Raw genomic sequence first — 20,777 nt, 5'->3', positions numbered from 1 at the left:
CATGAGGTTAGCCAGCGGGTTGGCAAGCCGAAAGCCTGCGAAAGTACAGGCTTTTTTCGCGAATGTGGCCCATTTGGCGGAAAAGCCTGCGATTGTGCAGGAATTCCTGGTGAAAATGGCCCTGAGCCCCGCATTGAGCGAAAAAGCCTGCACATTGGCAGGAATTGTTCGAGACAAGCGGAGCAAGGCGAAAAAACCTGCACTTTTGCAGTTTTTCTGCACCTGTGTTGCAGTTAGCCAGCAGGTTGGCAAGCCAAAAGCCTGCGAAAGTACAGGCTTTTTTCGTGAATGTGGCCCATTTGGCGGAAAAGCCTGCGATTGTGCAGGAATTCCTGGTGAAAATGGCCCTGAGCCCCGCATTGAGCGAAAAAGCCTGCACATTTGCAGGAATTGTTCGAGACAAGCGCAGCAAGGCGAAAAAACCTGCACTTTTCAGGCTGTTGAGAAAGTCTAACGGGTTTCCTCTCAGATCAATTTTTATGTGGGGGCACTCATCTTGAAGAGAAAAAATTGATTTAAAACGATCTGAGAGGGGTATTTGGCTCATGCTTTTGGTGCTTTTTTTGAGCATCCAGGAAAAAAGGGGGTTTCTCAACAGCCTGACTTTTGCAGTTTTTCTGCTCCCAACGTCGCAAAGCAGATGTGCAGCCAGTAGTGGGCGAGTTTGCCCACATCCGGGGCACCCGACGGGACGTGGTCGACCGATCGCCGTCATGCAGCGCAACACCGCGCGCTGGAAGGTACGGCGCGGCGCACCTGCGCTGCCAAGTAGTGCACAACCAGCCGGCCGGCCCCGTTAGCGAGCGGGTTTTCCGCGCCGGCATCGGAAAAAAGACGCCCCAACCCCCACTTGCGGAAGTGGTTGTGCAGGCGTCTTTTCACATCGCGCGCTCACGCGACCCGGTCGTCGTTGAACCAGGCGATGATCCGGTTCAGGCGCTCGACGCGCAGCGAAGGCTTGCCGCTTTTCAGCAGCGTATGGTTGGCGTTCGGGAAGCGGACGAACTGCGTGCGTTTGCCGAGGCGCTTCAAGGCGACGTACAGCTGTTCGCCCTGCTCGATGGGGCAGCGGTGGTCCTGCTCGCCATGTAGAATCAGCAGCGGCGTTTCGATCTGCTTCACGTAAGCGAGAGGCGAGCGTTTCCACAGCTTTTCGGGATCGTCCCAAGGGTTTCCTTCGATTCCCCCTTCGGTGTAAGAGATGCCGATATCGCTCATGCCGTAGAAGGAGAGCCAGTTCGAAATCGACCGATCCGTGACTGCGGCGCGAAACCGCCGGGTTTGGCCCACGATCCAGTTGGTCATGAATCCCCCGTAACTGCCGCCTGTCACATACAGCTGCGTTTCATCGATAAAGCCGAAATGGCCCAGCGCGTAATCGACAGCATCCATTAAATCCTCATAATCCCGCCCTCCAAAATCGCCCCGGCAGGCGCGCACAAAGTCTTGGCCGCAGCCGAAGCTGCCCCGCGGGTTCGTATAAAGAACGACGTATCCTTGCGCCGCCAGTGTCTGAAACTCATGGCTGTAATCGTTGGCGTACAAGGCGTGAGGGCCCCCGTGAATTTGCAAAATGAGCGGGTATTTCCGGTCCTGCTCCATATCCGGAGGCGTCATGATCCAGCCCTGGACGTCCCAGTTATCCGAAGTTTTGAACCAGAACGAAGAAGGGCGGCTCAGCTCAAGCTGCTCCAAAAAAGCGTCATTGCTTGCCGTCAACCGGAGTTCTTCGCGCGTCTGTAAATCGATCCTGTACAAATCGCCCGGCAGCAAAGGTTCGGTGGAGGCGGCGATCAAATGCCGTCCATCGGCCGTAACGCCGAATTGGTACACGTCTCTGTCCCCGGCGGTTATTTGCTCAAAGGAGCCATCTTCGTAAAAGCGGTAGACGTGCACGCTGCCGTGCAGAGAACCAAGCGCAAGCACGGAGGAGTCGTCGGCAAAAATCAGGGGACAGGCCGCGATGGCTTTCATATCGCTAAGCGCAAAATTGCCGATCTGCATCTCCAGCAGCCCGGTTATGCAGGAAAGGCGGTCCTCCCGAACGAAAAAAATCCGGTTGTGCGTAGCGCTGCCGTAAGCGCGGTCGTTCGCGATGAGGGCGATCGTTCTGCCGTCCAGGGAGCAGCAGGCTTGGCTGATAAGTAAAGTCGAGTCCGTATGCTTCACGAGCTCGCTGCCATCGGCGCGGACGGTGTACACATCGTTGAAGGCCAACAGGTCGATGTCCTGGGCGGGATCGGCCGCGATTTTGGCCAGGAAGCCGAGCCTTTGCCCGTCCGGCAGCCAAAACGGCTGAGCCGCGTCATAGGCTCCGGACGTGACCTGCGCGATGCGGCCGCTGCGCACATCGAGCACGAACAGGTGCGCGTACAAGCCGTCCCACCAGCCGGAGCCTTCGGCTTTCGGGCTTGTGCGGTCAATGACGCGCACCTGGTCGGGCGCGGCCGCTTCTTCCCCGGCGGCCGTGGCCCGCGCCGTGAAGGCGATGGCCTGCCCGTCCGGCGCCCAGACGAACGCGCTGACGCCGTGCTTCGCACGGGTCAGCGGGCGAGCCTCCCCGCCTTGCGCGGGCAGGAGCCAGATCTGCCGGCCCGCCGCTCCGGCGGCGGCGCGCAAAAAGGCGAGCGACCCGCCGTCCGGCGACCAGGCGGGGGCTCCGTCTCCGGCGCCGCACGTAAAAGCGCGGTCGCCGCTGCCGTCAAGCCCGACGGCCCGAATGGACGTCCGGTAGTCATTTTTATCGCGCTCGATCGTTTTGTGCGTGTAGGCAACCAGGCCGGCAGCCGAATTGACTGCCGGGTCGGCGATCCACCGGTATTCGTACAAATCTTCCGTTGTTATTTTTCGTTTCAGCATGCTCGCCTCCGCCTCTGTTTCCGTTTCGTGGCCTTGCATTTCCGCCTTCCGGGGATCAAAGCGCCTGGCTGATGACCCGGCCCTTCTTTTCGCCGGCGGCGGGCGCTAAGGCCTGCTCCAAATCCGCGATAATGTCCGCCGCGCTTTCCAAACCGACGGAAAGCCGGATCAGGCCGTCCGTGATGCCAAAACGCTGCCTTTCCCGCTCCGGGATCGAGAAATGGGTCATGGAAGCCGGATGCTGAACGAGCGTTTCCGGGTCTCCGAGACTGAAAGAAATCAGAGCCAGGCGCAGCCGGTTGATGAAAGCTTTGCCGGCTTCCAGGCCGCCTTTCACCTCGAAGGAGACGATGCCTCCCATGCCTTGCATCTGCGCCTTGGCCAGCGCGTGCTGGGGATGGCAGGGAAGCCCGGGGTAATAAACGGCTTCGACCTGCGGGTGGCCGTCCAGGTAGGCGGCGACCTTCATCGCATTGTCGCAGTGCGTTCTGACCCGGATGCCCAGCGTCTTCAGCCCGCGGAGAATGAGGAACGCGTCCCATGCGTTCAAATGCTGTCCGAGATCCCCGGCAATCCGCTTGCGGATAAAATCGATAACGTCTTTACGGCCTACGACCAGGCCTGCCAGCACATCGCCGTGGCCGTTCAAATATTTCGTAGCGCTGTGCACGACCACATCCGCACCGAGCTCCAGAGGCCGCTGCAAGCATGGCGTCATAAACGTATTGTCGACAATGAGCGGAATATGAAATTTCCGGGCGATGGAGGAAAGCTGGGCCAGATCCAGCACCGTGAGCCTGGGGTTGGAAGGGGTTTCCACATAAATCGCTTTGGTGTTTTCCTTGATGGCGGCCAGCACGCTGTCCGGATGCGTACAGTCGGCAAAATCGCACTCAATGCCGAAGCGGGGAGCGAGCAGCGTCATAAAATTGTAAGTTCCCCCGTAAACGTCCTTGGTTACGACGACATGGTCCCCATGCTGCAAAAAAGCCAAAAGAGCCGCGGAAACCGCGGCCATTCCGCTGCTCAGCCCGACGGCGTCTTCTCCGCCTTCGAGCAGGGCTATTTTTTCTTCCAGCGCGCGGGTCGTAGGGTTCCCGTATCGGCCGTAATACGTTCCGGGCATGCTTCCGGCTACGACGGCCGCAGCCGTTTCAACGTCCGGAAACGCGTAGGCGACGGCGGGGACGACAGGCTGGGAGACGGCTCCCGTCCGGTCGTCCGGTTTTTGCGCGGCATGAATCGCCAAAGTGTCGAATGTCCAGCCTTCTTTCATCGGGTTCCCTCCGTTCATGGGGTTTATTCGTAAAGCTCAGGTCTCCGGTGCACATAGGAAGGCAGCTTCGCGCGCACCTCTTCGACCCGTTTGAGATCGATGCGGCACGGGATGAGCGCTTCGGTCTCGGGCCCGGCGACCATCGTAACGCCCATCGGATCGACGACGAGGCTTTGCCCGATGTAAAAGTTATCGCTGATTTTATCGCACGCGACGACAAAGACCGTATTCTCGATCGCTCTTGTCGTGACGAGATTGGTCCAATGCATTTCCTTCATCGGGCCACGCACCCAGCCTGAAGGAACGATGATGATGTCCGCGCCGTGCATCGCCTGGTAGCGGGCAATTTCCGGAAATCGCAGCTCGTAGCAGACGAACAGGCCGATTTTGCCGAAAGGTGTGTCGATCGGTTTGAAAAGCGCGTCGCCCGGCTTGATGTTGCGCGATTCGTTATAGCCGAAGGCGTCGAACAGATGCGTTTTCCGGTACACGCTGACCACCGCACCGTTCGAATCGACGACTACGGTCGTGTTGTAGACGCGTTCCTCTTGAGGGTCTTCCACCGCTTCCCGCATGCCGAAAATAAGCCAGACGCCGTGAGCTCTTGCGAGCTGCGCCATCCCTTGAACGAAAGGGCCGTCAACAGGCTCCGCATCTTTTAAAGAAACGTCCTTGGGCGTGCCGATAGGGAAATGGCTCATGAACACTTCGGGAAATACGATCAATTGCGCGCCGTGCACGGAGACCGACTCCTGAACGGCGGCCTCCGCTTTTTTCAGGTTGATATGCTTGTCGTCGGTGGAGATCAATTGCGCCATAACCAGTTGAAAAGCCATTTTATCCTCACAGCTCCTTATTTGTGCAAATGGGTTACTCGCCGTTTAACGGGTGGTGACAGGCGACGGAATGCGCGCCTCCTTCCAGCACCGGCGCTTGCTGCCGGCACAAATCGCTGGCGTACGGGCAGCGGGGATGGAACGCGCAGCCCTGCGGCGGATTGGCCGGATTGGGCAGCTCGCCGGTGAGCAAAACGCGCTTCTTGCGCAGCGTCGGATCGGGAACCGGAACCGCGGAAAGCAGCGCTTCCGTGTACGGATGGCGCGGCCTTGCAAACAAATCGTCGCGGTCGGCCAACTCCACGATCCGGCCCAAGTACATGACGGCGATGCGGTCGCTGATATGTTTCACGGACGGCAAGCCGTGCGCGATGAAAATGTAAGTCAGCTGAAACTGCTTTTGCAGCTTTTTCAGCAGGTTGAGAATTTGCGCCTGGATCGAGACGTCGAGCGCCGATACGGGCTCGTCGCAGACGATCAGCTTCGGCTTCAGGGCGAGCGCCCTGGCAATGCCGATGCGCTGCCGCTGGCCGCCGCTGAATTCGTGCGGATGGCGGTCGATGTGGTACGCGCCGAGCCCGACGGTTTCGAGCAGCTCGATAACCATGTCCCGCAGCTCCCGGCCTTTGGCGATATGATGTACTTTGAGCGGCTCGGCGACAAGGTCGAACACCCGCATCCGCGGATTTAGCGAGGCGAAAGGGTCCTGGAACACGATTTGTAAATCCCGCCGGACGTGCCGGATTTCCGCTTCGTTCAGCTCGCCCAACTGCCGGCCGTCAAACCGGATTTCTCCTGCGGTAGGCTCCAGCAGTTGGGCGATCATTTGCCCCATCGTCGATTTGCCGCACCCGGATTCGCCTACGATGCCGAGCGTCTCACCCGGATACACGTCGAAAGTGAGCCCGTCCACAGCGCGGACGTATCCCGTCTTTTTGAAGAAAATGCCCTGCTTGAGCTGGAAATATTTTTTTAGCCCGTTTACGCTAAGCAGCGGCAGGCTCCGTTCTTTGGCTTCGCTCATAACGACACCTCCTCGGCGCGCAGGCATCTGACCCGGTGCCCGTCCTTTTTGAGTTCCAGCTCCGGCTTGACGGCCGAGCACCGGCTGTCGGCGTACGGACAGCGCGGATGGAAGGCGCAGCCGCTCGGCATGTGCAGCAGGTTCGGCACCATGCCGGGAATCGAATCGAGCTCATCCTTTTGTTCGTTCAATTTGGGCAGCGAGCCGAGGAGACCGATCGTATACGGATGCCCGGGATGCGCGAACAGGTCATATACGGAAGCTTCTTCGACGATTTCGCCGGCGTACATGACCGCCACCCGGTCCGCCATCTCCGCGACGACGCCGAGATCGTGCGTAATGAGGATGACGCCGGTGTTTTGCTCCTTGCTTAACGTAGCGATCAGCTCCAAAATTTGCGCCTGAATCGTTACGTCCAGCGCAGTGGTCGGCTCGTCGGCGATCAGCAGCTTCGGACGGCAGGCGAGCGCCATGGCGATCATGACTCTTTGCCGCATGCCTCCGGATAGCTGATGCGGGAAGCTGGCGGCCACTTTGGCGGCATTGGCGATGCCGACGCGCTCAAGCAGCTCGACGCTTCTCCGCTTGGCTTCCTGCTTGCTCGCGCGCTGATGCTGCCGGATCACTTCGCCAACCTGATTGCCTATCGTAAAAACCGGGTTCAAGGAAGTCATCGGCTCCTGAAAAATCATCGAAATTTCGCTGCCGCGCAGCTTGCGCATCTCCTGGCGCGACAGCTTGAGCAAATCGCGGCCTTCAAAGCGGATTTCGCCGCCGACGATTTCTCCCGGCGAAGCGACGAGCCGCATGATCGACAGGGAAGTGACGCTTTTGCCGCAGCCGGATTCCCCTACGATAGCCAAAGTTTCGCCGGGCGCGACGGAGAAGCTTACGCCGTTAACGGACGGCACGACGCCTTCGTCGGTCGTAAAATACGTTTTCAGCCCTTTCACTTCGAGCAAGCTCGTTGTCATACTCGGTTCCCCCCGCTTCGTAATGTTATTCTTTCGTCTTCATGCGAGGGTCCAGCACGTCCCGCAGCCAGTCGCCCAAAAAGATGACGCCCAGTACTGTGACCGTAATCGCCAATCCCGGGAATGTGGCCACCCACCAACTGGTTGCCAAATACTGCCGGCCATCGCTTAACATGCCTCCCCAAGACACGGTCGGAGGCTTGATGCCGAGACCGAGAAAGCTTAGCGAGGCTTCCATAATAATCGTCGTCGCGACGCTCATAGTAGAAATGATAATGAAAGAGGAGAGCACATTAGGCAAAATATGGGTGAAAATAATTCTAAAATCTTTCGCGCCCACCGCTTTGGCCGCTCTGACGAAATCCCGCTCTTTCACGCTCAGCACTTCGCCGCGGACGACCCTGGCGTAAGAGACCCAGTTCGTAACTCCGATGACGAAGATGAGTGTTCCGAGCCCGGGCCCCAACACGGCAAGCACGACGAGCATGAACAGAATGGAAGGGATTGCCATGAATGAATCGGCCACCCGCATGATGACCGTATTCATCCATCTGCCGTAATAACCCGCAATCAGCCCCAGCACGGCGCCGATCGCTCCGGACACGACGACGGCGCAGATGCCGACGATCAGCGATACCTGTGAACCGTACACGATGCGGCTCCATATGTCTCTGCCGAGATTATCCGTCCCGAGTATATGATCCGCGGTTCCCCGCTCCAGCCACATCGGGGGCAGCAATCTTTGCATCGGATTCACTTTGGCGGGATCGTGCGTCGCCAGCACGGGCGCCAGCAGCGCGACGAGGCATACGGCGGCGACCAGCACGGCGCCTACGGTGCCGGTTTTGCTTTTGAGCAGAAGCTTTAACCAATGCTTGATCCGCCCGGGTTTGGCGCGGTCTTTCGAATGATCTGGCGGCAAGCTTCCGGGCTGCGTTTCCGCTGACAAGGCCAAGGCGCTTCCCCCTTTCGCTAGTTGTATTTAATACGAGGGTCCAGAAAGCGGTAAACCAGATCCGTCGCCAGATTGCCGAGGATGACGATGATGGCGATAATAAAAACCGCCGCCTGTACGATCGCCATATCGTGCGTGTTCACCGCAGAGACGAGCAGCTGCCCGAGCCCGGGCCAGGAAAAGACCGTTTCCGTAATCAGCGTGCCGCCGATCAAGCTCGTAAATTGCAGGCTCATGATGGTCACTACCGGAATCAGGCCGTTGCGGAAAGCGTGCTTGCAGATGACGATCGTTTCCAGCAGACCTTTGCTTCGGGCGGTTCGAATGTACTCCTGATTCAAAATTTCCAGCATGCTGGAGCGGATGAGGCGCGTCATCTGAGCGGCGACGCCGGCTCCCAAAGTAACGGCAGGCAGAACCAAATGCCCGAACCCGCCTCTTCCCGATACGGGGAATACGCCCAGCATGACGGAGAATAGCAGGATGAGCATAATGCCCGTCCAAAAGTTAGGCATCGCTTTGCCCAGCACGGAGATGCCGGAAATGAACAAGTCAAGGAACGTATTGCGCTTGATCGCAGAAATGATGCCGAGCGGCACGGCCATAGCCGTTGCGATCACCATGGCCGCAAGCGCCAGCTCGAAGCTGGCCGGCAAGCGCTCCAGCACCAGCGGCAGCGCCGGCTGGCCGTAGTGAAAGGACCTGCCGAACTCACCGTGCAGCACGCTGTTTAAAAACAAGCCGAATTGAACGTATAAAGGCTGGTCAAGTCCGAGCGCTTTGGACAACACCGCGCGGTCTTCCTCCGTAGCCGTCTCCGGCAGCATCAGAGACACGGGATCTCCTGTGACGTGCACGAGAATGAAGACGATCGTCGAGATCAAAAAAAGCACGGGAACCATTTGCAGCAGCGACTTGACGATATATTTACCCAAGGACAGCGCCTCCCTCCCAAATGGTCATCCTAAACGCAAAGGGAGGAACATAAGGCTGATCCTCCCTTTTCATGCGGTGCAATCCGGTTATTTCTTAGGTGTAACGTCTTCGGCAAAATACATTTCATCCAGTCTCGGCGTGTAATCGACTTTGGAGCCGATGCCGTAGATGCCTTTCATTTGGTACAGGTAAATGGTCGGTCTGTCGACGGCTAATATTTGCTGCACTTTTTGGAATTGTTTTTCCCGGTCTTCGGGACTCATGTTCTTATCGGCAGCCTGCAGCAATTGCTCGACTTCAGGGTTGTTGTAATCCGTCTCGCCCTTGGCATTGGCGAATTTAAACCGGTTGTAGTTGTTCGACGCGTCAAACAGCGAGTTGCCGACGCCGAGCAGGAACAGCTCGTTGAATTTTTTGGAATTCAATTTTTCGCTGAATTTGCTTGCTTCCAAAATTTCCAGATTCACCTTAAAGCCGGCTTCCGTCAGCATGGCGGCGGTCATTTCGGCAATTTCCTTATATACGACGGAGGAGGAGAAGGTGACTTCAGGTCCGCCGTTTGCATAGCCGGCTTCTTTCAGCAGCGCTTTGGCGCGGTCCAAATCGTATACATATTGGTTGTACAAGCTCGGATCGGCGCCGAAATTGCCCGGCGTAACGGAGGTTCTTGTAGGAATGCCCGCACCGCCTGCGACGCTGTCGATGATCGCCTTGTTGTTAATGGCCAGATCCATGGCTTCGCGAACTTTCGGATCGGCGGTTACAGTGCCGGGCGTCGTCCGCATGATGATATGCAGCACCCTTTGGATCGTAGCCTGGGCCACTTTATTGCCGGAGCCTTCGATGCGTTTGATGTCCGTCGCAGGCACGCCTGCTGCGATATCGACGCCGCCCGCGATCAGTTCGGATACCCGGGTGGAAGCTTCGGGAATCGAGCGGAAAACGACTTTGTCCCATTTCGGCGCTCCGCCGAAATAGTCGGCGTTTTTGACCAGCTCGATGCGGTCGTCTTTCGTCCATTTGCTGAATTTGTACGGGCCGGTGCCGACCGGTTCTTTCAGGAATGCGTCGACGCCTTTTTCCTGAATATATTTGGACGGCAGCATATCGGCGCCCATGCGGGACAAGCGGTTCAGCATCAGCGGATCGGGTTCCGTTGTAATGATATCGACGGTGTAATCGTCAACGATTTTGACTTCTTTAAAGTTTTTGTAGTAGGTGTTCTGCTTGAGCTTGCCGTCCTTAGCGACGCGCTCCAGGGAAAATTTCACGTCGGCGGCAGTGAACGGATCGCCGTTATGGAATTTGACGCCTTGACGCAGCTTGAATCTCCAAGTGGTGTCATCGACTTTTTCCCAGGAAGTGGCCAGGGAGGGGACTTTCTTTTGCGAGCTGTCGTTCTTGATCAAATAATCGAACACATTGACCAGGACGGCCTCGCTCTGCGTGTTGTTGTTATTGTGCGCGTCGAAGCTCTCGATGTCGGTGCTGTTGGCGATGGTCAGAACTTGCCCGCCTGCGCTGGCCGAAGCTTTCGGCGATGCGTCGGCGGCGCCTTCTTTGCCTGCTCCCGTGCTGCAGCCGGTTACGGCGAGCATGGCGGCCAGAACGGCGGTTAACCCTTTTGCGTAAAAACATTTCAAATGAAACGACCTCCCTTTCGGTGCTGTTTATTTGGCTTGCGTTGAATCCGCGAGGTACGAAAGCGCTAAGGCCGAAAGCATGGCGACTCCGTAAGGGAGCGCGTTTTCGTCCAGATCGAATTTGGGGTGATGCAGGGGATAGCCGGTGTATTCCTGATCGTTGCTGACACCCAGACGGAAAAACACGCTCGGCACGGCTTCGGAATAAAAAGCGAAATCTTCCCCGCCGGTCGAAGGATTGACGTACGTCCATTTTTTTCCGCCTAGCACCTGCTCGCTGGTTCGGGTCATAAAATCGACCATATCGTCGTTGTTGATGACCATCGGGTAGCCCATATTGAACTTCAGCTCGTAGTCGGCGCCGAAGGACTGGGTCACACCGCGGACGATGTTCTCGACGAGACCGGGCATTTGCTTGCGCAGCGCCGGATTCAGCGTCCGGATCGTCCCGGTCATTTCAACTTCCGGGGCGATGGCTGTGCCCATATAGCCGCCTTGAATTTTGCCGATCGTGACGACGACCGTGTCGAGCGGATCGACCAGGCGGCTTGCGATGTGCTGCAAGGCGGAAATGACCTGGGCGGCAACGGTGATGGAATCGACCGCTTCGTGAGGCCGGGCGGCATGTCCGCCTTTGCCGATGATTTTGATGTACAGGCTGTCGGCCGAGGCAAAAGCGACGCCTTTGGTTACGGACAGGGAGCCCGTCGGCAAAGCCGGGAAGACGTGGAGCCCGGCCATCGCATCCACTTTCGGATTGTCGAGCGCTCCGTCGTCCATCATCGCTTTGGCACCCGCAAGCCCTTCCTCGGCCGGTTGAAAGATGAACTTAATGTTGCCGCGTTTCGGCTTGCCGAGCCCGGCGAGAAGCTGGGCGGCGCCCATCAGCATGCTGGTATGGGCGTCATGTCCGCACAGATGCCCTTTGCCGGGCACCTGCGAACAGTAGGGCGCGGTCTTCTGATCTTGAATCGGCAGCGCGTCCATATCGGCCCGCAGTCCGATCGTAGGTCCGGGTTCCTCGCCTCTGAGCAGCCCGATGACGCCGGTTTTGCCGACGTTGCGCTGCACCTCAAGGCCCAGGCTCGCCAAATGGTCGGCGACGATGCCGGAAGTGCGGAACTCCTCGTAACCCGTCTCCGGATGCTGATGAAAATCCCTCCGCCATGCGACGACCTGTTCTTTTAAATTTCCCGCCAAATCAACCAACTTATCAAGCTCCACAACAACTACCTCCCGAATGATGCTCGTTCTATGATTGCTTATGCAGTACATAGGAGTCTGTCCGATGACGCCGGTGGAAAAAGGCTCCGCCGGACAGGCTCACAGCACGACTTACGGCGCCGTATCGCCGAACACTCTGGCATAAATGGCGGACGCCGTATTGTCGATGTGCTGCTTCATAATGTCCCGCGCTTTCGTTCCGTCGCCCGCCTGAAGCGCTTCGAGCAGCACGGTGTGCTTGTCGTAGCTGGCGAGCTTCACGCTCGGGCTGTAAGGCATCAGATCGAGCGCAGGATTGATTTTGGTGCGGATTTGCCGAACCGCCCTTTCGAAATAAACGTTGCCCGACGCTTTGGCGATCAGCAGATGGAATTTGACGTCGAGCGAGCGGAACATTTCGCGTTCGCAATCTTCTTCCATGCTTTTCTCGACGTAGCCCCGCAGTTGGCCGATGTCGCCGGGGGCGATCCGCTCCGCTGCCAGGCGGGCCGCTTCAGGCTCGATGATCGAGCGGAACTCGAACACCTTCAGCATCTGGTCCCAGCTCTTCCGAATCTCCGCGCGGTTGCGGCGGTGCGAGTTCATCGTCAGCGGAAGGACGAACGTCCCGCCTTTTGCGCCGAGCCGTTTTTCGATGAGCCCGTTCGCTTCCAGCTGGGACAAGGCTTCCCGGACCGCCAGCCGGCTGGCATTGAACATGGAAGCCAGCTCCCTTTCCGTGGGCAGCTGCTCCTCCGACAAAAACTCTTTCAAAATAATCGCTTCTTCCAACTGCTCCAAAATAAAATCGCTGACCTTTTTGGGCGATACCTTTTGGAATTGCAGCGTATCCGTCGACTGCATCCGACCCCTCCGCTATCAGTGAAATAATACATTAAGGTCCAAACCTTAAACCATTAAAAAAGCCAAAAAAAAGAGGGACTTCCTTATGAAGAAATTATAAAGGATCGAAAAAAATAGTGTCAACATATTTCACACGAATAAAAGCTGACGAATAGAGCTGCCAGCTGAAGCCAAAGGGCGCAACCAACTTTTGAAATAAAAATGAAGTGGTGATGTTACATTATATCACTTAAATCTCACGTTGGTATGATGGATTTCTTGCGGCTCCAAGAGGCTGCATTGCAGTTTGAAAGAGCAGGAATTCGAATTGTATCCTCATTAAAACATAATAAATCCTATGAGTCAACTATGGATTTAAGCCGATTGGCAGACCGGAGCTGCAGACTTCTCCGTACGTGACGGCAGGCCGAGTCTCTCGGCGCAGGGATTCGCGCGCGTTGGGGCTTGTCCGGCCGCCCCGCCTGCTTCCATTGCTATCGATGCATGACACGTAAAGACGGCGGCTTTCAACTGGGAGTTCAATTCCCCTGTTGGAAAAACCACGCCAGGCCGCCCCGCGCGCAGCTCCCAGCGCACGGTGTTGCGCTGCATGACGGCGGTCGGTTGACCAGATAGCTACAATCCTTCTGGCGGTGGCGGTGGCGGTGCGAAGAAAACCTGCAAAAATACAGGAATTTGCGCCTCGATACGTTGGATACGAAGAATTCCTGCAATTGTGCAGTTTTTTCGCTACGCATAGGGGCTTTGGCCCATTTTCGCTGAAAATTCCTGCACTTTCGCAGGCTTTTCGCCAAAATGAACCATTCCAGCAGGAAAAACCTGTACTTTTGCAGGTTTTTCCCTGTCAACTCGCCTCATGACAGTCTGCCATGCAGCGGCAATCAGCTCTAGGACAGACGCGAGCTGGAGAGCAAGGCTGCATGAGACGCCTCCCCCAGTTCCGCCAGCCCTAATAGTGCGCCGTCGCTTTCTCGGGGAGCCTGACGGATCAGGAGTTCATTTCCTCTCAACTTCTGACCAGACAAGATAAAACAATCCCAGAATCAAAGAAAAATACATAACAGTGTGGAAAGTTGTTCCAATGATATCCAAAGAAATCTGGTAATTTTCAATTCGCCCGCCAGATGCAATTATTGCAGCCAGTGCGTAGGGGAGAATATACAAAAAAATAGCAACGATACAAAATAAAGCGCCAACGCCTCTTTTAGACAAATTTGTTCACCTCTTCTCGCATACGTGTAAAAGCAGCTCAAAGGTTGGATTTGCTCAGCCTAAGGCCGCGCTCTAATGCCTTCCATTCTTCCGATTCGCTGTACCGTCCATTGACACAAATATACCTCTGATTTATCTATAGATCCAGTAAAATATGGGAATAATTGAGTGTGGTTTTGTGTCAGATGGTAACGGAGGTATCTGCTGTGCAGTGAGTTTGTTCTATTTCTTTTTGCATGAAGGAGTGGTAAAATGAAATTGTTAGTTTCGTCTAATGCAATGTGGTTTCGTCTAATGAAATGATGGTATTCCATTTGGAGGTGCATAATTAATGAAAAATGATGATCGCCTCATCAAGCAGAATGTTCAGGATCAATTTGGCAAGCATGCCGAAAAATATGTAGCGAGCGAGAGCCATGCCAAGGGCGATGACCTCGATTTGGCCGTGGAATGGCTGTCCCCGCAGCCCGACTGGCAGGTGCTCGATATCGCCACCGGCGGCGGCCATACGGCCAAAAAGCTTTCCGGCCATGTCAGGCAGGTCGTCGCCTCGGATTTGACGCTGCCGATGCTGGAGGCCGCTGCAGGCCATCTCCGGCGCGAACAGTGCGGCAATGTCCTGTTCGTGGAGGCGGACGCCGAAAAGCTGCCGTTCCTGGCGGACACTTTCGACGCGGTGACCTGCCGGATTGCGGCGCATCATTTTCCGAATCCGCATCTTTTCCTGCGCGAGGCGGCCCGTGTTCTGAAGCCGGGCGGCAGGCTGCTGCTCATCGACAACGTCGCTCCCGACGACCCGGCTTACGGGGCGTATATGAACGAATTCGAACGGCTGCGCGACACCAGTCATGTGCGCTGTCTACCCGTTCGGGAGTGGGAAGAACTGGCCGGGGAAGCGGGGCTCCGCGTCGAAAACTCCGCGCTAAGCCGCAAAAGGCACGCCTTCCCGGCCTGGGTAAGACGAACCGCGGCAACCGAGCAGCAGGCAGCGGAAGTTGAGCGCTATATTTGCGGCGCCGATCCGGCGGTGCAGAACTATTTTGCCGTCCGGGTGGAGGAGGGCCGGCTCGCCTCGCTGGAGATCGACGAGTGGCGCGCGCTGCTGCGCAAATAATCGCCGGAGCGGCTGCGCTATCGCGTGGCTGCGGCCTTGCTCGGCGACGCGATATTTCGCGTCACGCCGGGCATGGCCGCTTGAAAAAGGCGATGACATGGCCGTCTTTGGGCACGACGGAAACGAGCTCCCAGCCGTACCGGCCCCAATGGGACAGCGAGTCGTCCAGTGTCCAGCTGTACATGTGCCCGTCGGCTGCGGCGTGCAGGCAATCCGAGATTGCGATATCCGTCGCGTATGCCCAACGGACGTCTCGGGCAGGAGCGGCGTCCGGATGCTGCAGCCGCTCTTCTTTCACATCCCACCTGATGCGGGTAGCGGCATTTGAAAGCGCGGATACGATTTGTTCCGTTTCCGTGACTTCCAGAGCGAACAGGCGGGGAGCCCGAGGGAGATAAAACGTCGCGTGCGAATGATACACTTGCAAAACCATCGTACCGAGCGGGATACCGTCTCCGCTTTTGACGATATACCAAATGCACCGTTCCCTTTCTTCGGGAGGCCCCCAATTTTCCACGGAATCTTTCCTGTTAAAGCCGCTTTTCACGATATAGCCTTCCGCAGCCAAGTGTTCAAGGACTGGCGCCATAAATTGCTGAATCCACACGCCGTATGCCCGGTCCCCATGTTCTTCGAACATCCGCGTTAATTCCTCTTTCTTTTCCTCGTAAGCCGCCCGCCATGAGACGGATAAAATTTTCCCCGCGCTGCGGATAAGGGTGGTAAATGAAGTTTCGGTCATGATATGCAGCTCCTTTTTTTGGTTTTAATTTAACGATGTTAAATTGTAATTTAATACCGTTAGATTAATATGGTGTGGTATAATTGTCAACAAAAACTGGAGGGTGATTATGGCTAGAAGGCGAATTCATCAACCGGCGGCCGAACTGCACGAGGGGCAGACAGAGCCGCTGCATACGCCTCTCGACGGTCAACGGATCGTGAAGGCGGTCTTGAACATGCTGCAGGCCGAAGGCCTGGATCGGCTGAGTATGCGGAAAATCGCCGATTCCCTCGGAGTTAAAGCAGCGGCCCTCTATTATCATGTAAAAGACAAGGAGCAACTGCTCCATTTGTTAGCGGAGCAAATAAGCGCCGAAGCCGAATTCCCGGATGCGGGGCTGGCTTGGCAAGAGCAGGCCCGGCAGTGGGCGCTGAATTTTCGCTGGACGCTTCACCGGTACAGAGACGCTGTCCGCATCATGGGCGCGACAATTGCAGCGAGTCCCAGCCGCCTGGCGCATATCGAATTTTTGTTCCGCTTATTGGCCGAATCCGGGTTCAGGGACCCGTATATTCCGTGGCTGGCCTCCATGCTGAAAAACTACGTGCTAGGTTTTGTGGACGAGGAGAGCCGCTTAACCGGCCGCGCCGAGAGGGAGCAAATGGATATGGATGAACTGGGCAAAGCCCAATCCGAACGGTTTCAGGCGCTTCCCAAGGAGCACTATCCCCATATCGCCCGGCTGGCTTCGTATACAACGGCCGTAGACTGGGACAACGAATTTTTATTCGGAATCGACGTCCTCCTGGCCGGATTCGAAACCAAACGATCGCCACAAGAGTGAAGTGAGAACTGACAAAGAGAGTACGTAGCACAAGAGTATAAGGAACATGAGGGGCATAAGGTTCAGGGGTAACACACCTGAGAATTGGAGAGGTAATTTATGGAGATCAACTATTGTATGTCATGCGGGACTGCTTTGGAAACCCGGGAAATCGGCGGCGCTGCAAGAAGAGCTTGTCCGGCGTGCAGCTTCGTGCACTGGGGAAATTACAGCGTTGGCGTCGGTGCATTGGTGGTAAAAGAAGGAAAAGTGCTGCTCGTGCGCAGAGCCCAGGAGCCGGGGCTGGGAAGATGGACGAATCCTGGAGGATACATCGAGCAGATGGAGCTTATTCACGATACAATTCAAAGAGAAGTGCTGGAAGAAGCGGGCGTAGAAGCGGTTGTGAAACGGGTGGTTGCAGTGCGCGATCTTCCAAGAAGCATTCATAACCTGTACATCGCTTTCGAAATGGAATACATCGGCGGAGAGCCTGTACCGGACAATGTGGAAGTCGATGCGGCGGGATTTTACAGCCTGGATGAAATGGCATCGATGCCTGTGGCCGATTTTACCCGCTGGCTCGTCGATGTGGCGCTGAACGCGAACGCGGCGGGCCTGACCGTGGACGAGCACCCGATCGTTCCGATGAACGGCTACGGGCTGTACAGAGTCCCGGCCGGAGGCAGGTAGCAGCAGTCGCCGCTGCACTTCTCCGGGAGCTCCTACTCCTGATCGCGAAAAGTGTACGGAACGACGTTTCGGAAACCATCGCAAAAGATGCTCGCCAATAGGAGCAGGGGCCAGCCGGTAACACGCGGAAAACCAGCGAAAATCAGAAGTGGCGGGCAAGAAGAACCGGAGGGGGCCTATTTCGGCGCATCCGTTTTCCAAAGCGCGTCTCTCCCGCACGGGGTGCGGCGCTACACAGCGAGGAGCCTAAGACGGCTTGACAAGCCAGTCCGGGGAAAAAGCCTGCAAAAGTGCAGGAATTTCCTGCGAAAATGGTTCGTTTTGGTGAAAAGCTTGCACTATTCAGGCTCTTGAGAACCCCCTTTTTTTCTGGATGCTCAAAAAAAGCACCAAAAGTATGAGCTAAAAAATAATAAGAAAAACCAATGCTACCAAGGAAAGCGCAAGGCTGATTTTTTCGGAAGTAGCTTTTTTATCGGGTTCATACGCGCCTCACCGCTTTATACCCCAAACCACGCACCGTCACGATCTCGAAGTCGGGGTTCAAAAATGTTTAGTTTATGCCATTATCCTTGCTAGTTATCACACGTGAACCCGCCGAAACTTGGATGATCATGCATAGATCTCGGGGGGAACTCCATCGAATAATTGCTACATTTGGAGATCGCTCATATTTAAGAAAATCCGAAAGGAGTTGCTGTAGTTGCAGAGAATCTCATCTAAACTGAGGCTGAATTTCAGGTGTGAGGTTGTGATAATAAAACTTAGAAGGGACGTACCAAAAGATAATGGACGAGAATAACGATAGAAAGCAGAACAAGGGTACACGGCGTCGAGGTGACATTTTGGAGAATGCAATTCTGCAGGCAGCATGGGATGAATGGAAAGAGGTAGGCTATACTACTTTAACTATGGAGGCAGTCGCTATACGGGCGAAAACGAACAAGAACGCACTGTACCGTCGTTGGCCCAATAAAACGCAGCTTGTGGTTGCGGCTATTACCAAACTGATTCCCAAGCCCTCCCTTGAGGATCCGAACACAGGAGATTTGCGTGAAGATGTTATAATACTGCTGAATCGGATTGCAGAAATTTTGCAAATCATTGGATCGGAAACGATACATGGTATTATGGTCGACTACCACGGCAAGGATATTATCGCTTATCTACCTCAGCTTATTGGTAACAAAACCGAGGATCAGTTGACGATGCTGATAAGGACTATTTTAAATAACGCGGAGAAGCGTGGAGAAGTTAGCCTGAAAGGAATAAGTGAAAGGATCCTTTCACTGCCGGCCGATTTGCTCCGATACGAAGTGTTCACCACTCATGAGGCGCTGACTGAACAGACCATTACAGAAATCGTGGATGACATTTTTTTGCCACTTGTCCGAATTTGACAGTCCAAGTTTGACAGTATATTAATTAGCCGCATTCCAACGGTATGGAATGTGGCTTTTTGTTATGAAAAAATAAATTTATTGCACATCCTAAGTCAATAGGTTATCCTTGGAATAAGGAACTAATAGTACCTTATTTGAAGGAGGGAGAATCTTAATGACAAACGCTAAGAAAAGTAAAGCTAAGAAAGTATTGATCTCAGGTGCAAGCATCGCCGGGCCGACTCTTGCCTACTGGCTTAGTGAGTATGGCTTCGATGTAACTATTGTTGAACTTGCCGAAACAGTCCGTACTGGTGGATACCCAATCGATATCCGAGGAACGGCAATTGATGTGGTCGAGAAGATGGGAATACTCCCACAACTCCAAGCAGCTCACAGTCAGTCAAAGAAGTTTACTTTTCTCAAACCGGATAGCAGCATTGCAGCCATCATGAAGCCGGAGGAGCTTACCGGCGGAGAGGAAGAGCGGGATCTCGAAGTGCCGCGAGGCAAGTTGTCGGAAGCAATATTCGAACTAACGAAGAATCAACCGGTTCGATACATGTTCAATGATTCCATTGCTACTCTGAATGACATCAATGATGGAGTAGATGTTACATTTAAGAGCGGTCATAGCGAAAGATTCGATCTTGTTATCGGTGCAGATGGTATACACTCCAAAACGCGCCGTCTTGTATTCGGGGAAGAGGAGCAGTTTACTCGATATCTTGGATATTGTTTTAACGTATTCACCATTCCGAATGAACTGGGCCTGTCCTATGAGATTATCTCCTATGCCACACCAGGGCTGTATACCGCATTGTTGGCCTACCGAGACAGTGAAACGCTTTTTGCTTTTCTGGCGTTCGCATTAGAAAAGCCTCCTTTTTCTGGGAGGCCGGATCCTGGCCAACAACGCAAGTTGACCGCAGAAAAATTTGCCGATAGTGGCTGGGAAGTTCCTCGACTTGTAAAGGCGATGACGGAAGCTGAGGATATGTATTTTGATATAGTCAGTCAGATTCGAATGCCCCGATGGTCGAAGGGCAGAGTGGTGCTGACAGGTGACTCTGCCTTTGCTCCGTCCTTTTTAACCGGACAGGGAACAAGTCTCGCATTGGTTGGCGCTTATATTCTGGCTGGAGAAATCGCTTCACATGAAAAACATGAACAAGCCTTTTCTGCTTATGAAAAATTAATGCGGCCTTTTGCTGAAGCGAACCAGGCTTTGGCCGATAAAGGTGCGGCAGTCCTTTTTCCTCGTACCAGTAAGGAGCTGGAATTCCGTAATCAGATGCTCGCCACTTTACAATCTTCTGACTCAGAAAGCCTGTCTGTTGATGAGTCGAAAGAAGTGTATAGTTCGATTAAATTGCCGGATTACAATTCGAAACAGAGGTTAAATGACAACATTTAGCGCGGAAAAACGGCGTTTTGGAAAAAGGTGAAGTTTTGTTCGGGCAAGACTCACAAGGCTAGCAGGAAAGTTAATGCGAGCCAATTTGGGATTTTGATCATTAAAAAATACATTCTCTTTTCCTTAGTAACTCCACAACATCGCTCTATCCTCGCGGTGCCGGCGCACTGATCCCTGAAGCATCATTCTATTTCTACAAGCCTTTTGCGGATGTTTGAACGAATTTGTGACATTGAAGGCCTGGCTTTTGCTGCGAAACGGCCATAATCATCTACTTTGGGAGCTCTTCCCAAGTCAAATGCAAATGGTCGCTTTTGCAGGTTTTCCTCGCGCAGCTAGGCAAAGGAAGTGGCTCTTGCGTGTGATTTCGCAAAAGGTGGCCTACTTCGGCGCATCTGCTTTTTGCCAATGCGCACGGGTTGCGGCGCTGCACAGCAGGGAGCCTAAGACGGCTTGGCAAGCCAGGCCGGGGAAAAAGCCTGCAAAAGTGCAGGAATTTCCTGCGAAAATGGTCCGTTTTGGCGAAAAGCCTGCAAAAGTACAGGAATTTTCGTTGGAAATGAATCTGAGCGCGTGTACTCGGTGAAAAGACTGCACTTTTGCAGGAATTGTTCGCAGCAAGCGAATCAACGAGTAAAAACCTGCACTTTTGCAGGTTTTCCTCGCGCAGCTAGGCAGGGGAGTGACTTTTGCGTGTGGTTTCGCAAAACGCAGCGGACCTGAATTAGCTTCATTCTGTGGAGTGACGCTCACGGCGCCACGGGGGTTTCTGCAGATTTATCCGGCCACAGACTATGGATTGGCGCCGTTCGCCGCGCGTCTCGGGCCGTTCGCGCCACCTC

19 protein-coding genes are annotated in these 20,777 nt (G+C 54.9%); 7 read left to right on the top strand and 12 right to left on the bottom strand.

What is annotated here, in order from left to right:
• The first annotated feature begins 1 nt into the window (after position 1).
• Positions 2-454 carry a hypothetical protein gene (locus tag AC0LWT_RS32640; RefSeq protein WP_474685469.1) on the top strand — a complete coding sequence of 151 codons (453 nt, stop codon included), beginning with the start codon at positions 2-4 and terminating at the stop codon, positions 452-454.
• Positions 455-891: 437 nt separating this feature from the next.
• Here the strand turns inward: AC0LWT_RS32640 and AC0LWT_RS32635 are convergent, their stop codons facing one another.
• From AC0LWT_RS32635 to AC0LWT_RS32585, 11 genes are all read right to left on the bottom strand, one after another.
• Positions 892-2,859 carry a S9 family peptidase gene (locus AC0LWT_RS32635; RefSeq protein ID WP_474685468.1) on the bottom strand — a complete coding sequence of 656 codons (1,968 nt, stop codon included), beginning with the start codon at positions 2,857-2,859 and terminating at the stop codon, positions 892-894.
• Positions 2,860-2,914: 55 nt separating this feature from the next.
• On the bottom strand, positions 2,915-4,135 hold the full coding sequence (locus AC0LWT_RS32630) for a trans-sulfuration enzyme family protein (RefSeq protein ID WP_474685467.1): 1,221 nt from the start codon (positions 4,133-4,135) through the stop codon (positions 2,915-2,917).
• Between the two features lie 23 nt (positions 4,136-4,158).
• Complete coding sequence (locus tag AC0LWT_RS32625) at positions 4,159-4,971, bottom strand: carbon-nitrogen hydrolase family protein (RefSeq protein WP_474685466.1); 813 nt, start codon at positions 4,969-4,971, stop codon at positions 4,159-4,161.
• 34 nt (positions 4,972-5,005) lie between these two features.
• On the bottom strand, positions 5,006-5,995 hold the full coding sequence (locus AC0LWT_RS32620) for an ABC transporter ATP-binding protein (RefSeq protein ID WP_474685465.1): 990 nt from the start codon (positions 5,993-5,995) through the stop codon (positions 5,006-5,008).
• A complete protein-coding gene (locus AC0LWT_RS32615; protein WP_474685464.1) occupies positions 5,992-6,969 on the bottom strand; it encodes an ABC transporter ATP-binding protein in 978 nt (325 codons plus the stop codon). Before AC0LWT_RS32615 ends, AC0LWT_RS32620 begins: the two co-directional genes overlap by 4 nt.
• Positions 6,970-6,994: 25 nt before the next feature.
• Entirely contained in the window at positions 6,995-7,891 is an 897-nt protein-coding gene (locus tag AC0LWT_RS32610) for an ABC transporter permease (protein WP_474685517.1), read from the bottom strand.
• A gap of 50 nt (positions 7,892-7,941) precedes the next feature.
• Positions 7,942-8,859, bottom strand: coding sequence for an ABC transporter permease (locus tag AC0LWT_RS32605; RefSeq protein ID WP_474685463.1), 918 nt, complete (start codon positions 8,857-8,859; stop codon positions 7,942-7,944).
• An 87-nt stretch (positions 8,860-8,946) separates the two neighbouring features.
• Positions 8,947-10,503: an ABC transporter substrate-binding protein gene (locus AC0LWT_RS32600; protein WP_474685462.1), complete on the bottom strand. Its 1,557-nt coding sequence runs from the start codon at positions 10,501-10,503 to the stop codon at positions 8,947-8,949.
• A 27-nt stretch (positions 10,504-10,530) separates the two neighbouring features.
• Positions 10,531-11,727 carry a M20 metallopeptidase family protein gene (locus AC0LWT_RS32595; protein WP_474685461.1) on the bottom strand — a complete coding sequence of 399 codons (1,197 nt, stop codon included), beginning with the start codon at positions 11,725-11,727 and terminating at the stop codon, positions 10,531-10,533.
• Between the two features lie 111 nt (positions 11,728-11,838).
• Complete coding sequence (locus tag AC0LWT_RS32590) at positions 11,839-12,570, bottom strand: FadR/GntR family transcriptional regulator (RefSeq protein ID WP_474685460.1); 732 nt, start codon at positions 12,568-12,570, stop codon at positions 11,839-11,841.
• 996 nt (positions 12,571-13,566) lie between these two features.
• Positions 13,567-13,782 (bottom strand): hypothetical protein, encoded by a 216-nt coding sequence (locus AC0LWT_RS32585; RefSeq protein WP_474685459.1) that lies wholly within the window; start codon positions 13,780-13,782, stop codon positions 13,567-13,569.
• A 331-nt stretch (positions 13,783-14,113) separates the two neighbouring features.
• Between AC0LWT_RS32585 and AC0LWT_RS32580 the strand changes: the two genes are divergently transcribed.
• The gene (locus tag AC0LWT_RS32580; protein WP_474685458.1) at positions 14,114-14,896 is read left to right on the top strand and encodes a class I SAM-dependent methyltransferase; all 783 of its coding nucleotides are present in this window, start codon (positions 14,114-14,116) and stop codon (positions 14,894-14,896) included.
• Between the two features lie 61 nt (positions 14,897-14,957).
• Here the strand turns inward: AC0LWT_RS32580 and AC0LWT_RS32575 are convergent, their stop codons facing one another.
• Positions 14,958-15,638 carry a DUF6022 family protein gene (locus tag AC0LWT_RS32575; RefSeq protein ID WP_474685457.1) on the bottom strand — a complete coding sequence of 227 codons (681 nt, stop codon included), beginning with the start codon at positions 15,636-15,638 and terminating at the stop codon, positions 14,958-14,960.
• 109 nt (positions 15,639-15,747) lie between these two features.
• Between AC0LWT_RS32575 and AC0LWT_RS32570 the strand changes: the two genes are divergently transcribed.
• The 5 genes from AC0LWT_RS32570 (at position 15,748) to AC0LWT_RS32550 (ending at position 20,521) form a co-directional block, all read left to right on the top strand.
• Positions 15,748-16,464: a TetR/AcrR family transcriptional regulator C-terminal domain-containing protein gene (locus AC0LWT_RS32570; protein ID WP_474685456.1), complete on the top strand. Its 717-nt coding sequence runs from the start codon at positions 15,748-15,750 to the stop codon at positions 16,462-16,464.
• 99 nt (positions 16,465-16,563) lie between these two features.
• Positions 16,564-17,136 (top strand): NUDIX domain-containing protein, encoded by a 573-nt coding sequence (locus AC0LWT_RS32565; protein ID WP_474685455.1) that lies wholly within the window; start codon positions 16,564-16,566, stop codon positions 17,134-17,136.
• 788 nt (positions 17,137-17,924) lie between these two features.
• Positions 17,925-18,536 (top strand): TetR/AcrR family transcriptional regulator, encoded by a 612-nt coding sequence (locus tag AC0LWT_RS32560; RefSeq protein ID WP_474685454.1) that lies wholly within the window; start codon positions 17,925-17,927, stop codon positions 18,534-18,536.
• Positions 18,537-18,693: 157 nt separating this feature from the next.
• Positions 18,694-19,935, top strand: coding sequence for an FAD-dependent monooxygenase (locus AC0LWT_RS32555; protein ID WP_474685453.1), 1,242 nt, complete (start codon positions 18,694-18,696; stop codon positions 19,933-19,935).
• Positions 19,936-20,149: 214 nt separating this feature from the next.
• Positions 20,150-20,521, top strand: a complete 372-nt coding sequence (locus AC0LWT_RS32550; RefSeq protein ID WP_474685452.1) for a hypothetical protein — start codon at positions 20,150-20,152, stop codon at positions 20,519-20,521.
• The last annotated feature ends 256 nt before the right edge of the window (positions 20,522-20,777 follow it).

It is taken from the genome of Paenibacillus sp. sgz302164 (genome assembly GCF_056120505.1).
The sequence above is the reverse complement of the archived record's forward strand: the minus strand, read 5'-3'. Positions and strand labels throughout refer to the sequence as shown.

Bases quoted from the DNA above. Each gene is read 5' to 3' on its own strand.
- AC0LWT_RS32640 (WP_474685469.1), top strand. From the start codon at position 2: ATGAGGTTAGCCAGCGGGTTGGCAAGCCGAAAGCCTGCGAAAGTACAG.
- AC0LWT_RS32635 (WP_474685468.1), bottom strand. From the start codon at position 2,859: ATGCTGAAACGAAAAATAACAACGGAAGATTTGTACGAATACCGGTGG.
- AC0LWT_RS32630 (WP_474685467.1), bottom strand. From the start codon at position 4,135: ATGAAAGAAGGCTGGACATTCGACACTTTGGCGATTCATGCCGCGCAA.
- AC0LWT_RS32625 (WP_474685466.1), bottom strand. From the start codon at position 4,971: ATGGCTTTTCAACTGGTTATGGCGCAATTGATCTCCACCGACGACAAG.
- AC0LWT_RS32620 (WP_474685465.1), bottom strand. From the start codon at position 5,995: ATGAGCGAAGCCAAAGAACGGAGCCTGCCGCTGCTTAGCGTAAACGGG.
- AC0LWT_RS32615 (WP_474685464.1), bottom strand. From the start codon at position 6,969: ATGACAACGAGCTTGCTCGAAGTGAAAGGGCTGAAAACGTATTTTACG.
- AC0LWT_RS32590 (WP_474685460.1), bottom strand. From the start codon at position 12,570: ATGCAGTCGACGGATACGCTGCAATTCCAAAAGGTATCGCCCAAAAAG.
- AC0LWT_RS32580 (WP_474685458.1), top strand. From the start codon at position 14,114: ATGAAAAATGATGATCGCCTCATCAAGCAGAATGTTCAGGATCAATTT.
- AC0LWT_RS32575 (WP_474685457.1), bottom strand. From the start codon at position 15,638: ATGACCGAAACTTCATTTACCACCCTTATCCGCAGCGCGGGGAAAATT.
- AC0LWT_RS32570 (WP_474685456.1), top strand. From the start codon at position 15,748: ATGGCTAGAAGGCGAATTCATCAACCGGCGGCCGAACTGCACGAGGGG.
- AC0LWT_RS32565 (WP_474685455.1), top strand. From the start codon at position 16,564: ATGGAGATCAACTATTGTATGTCATGCGGGACTGCTTTGGAAACCCGG.
- AC0LWT_RS32560 (WP_474685454.1), top strand. From the start codon at position 17,925: ATGGACGAGAATAACGATAGAAAGCAGAACAAGGGTACACGGCGTCGA.
- AC0LWT_RS32555 (WP_474685453.1), top strand. From the start codon at position 18,694: ATGACAAACGCTAAGAAAAGTAAAGCTAAGAAAGTATTGATCTCAGGT.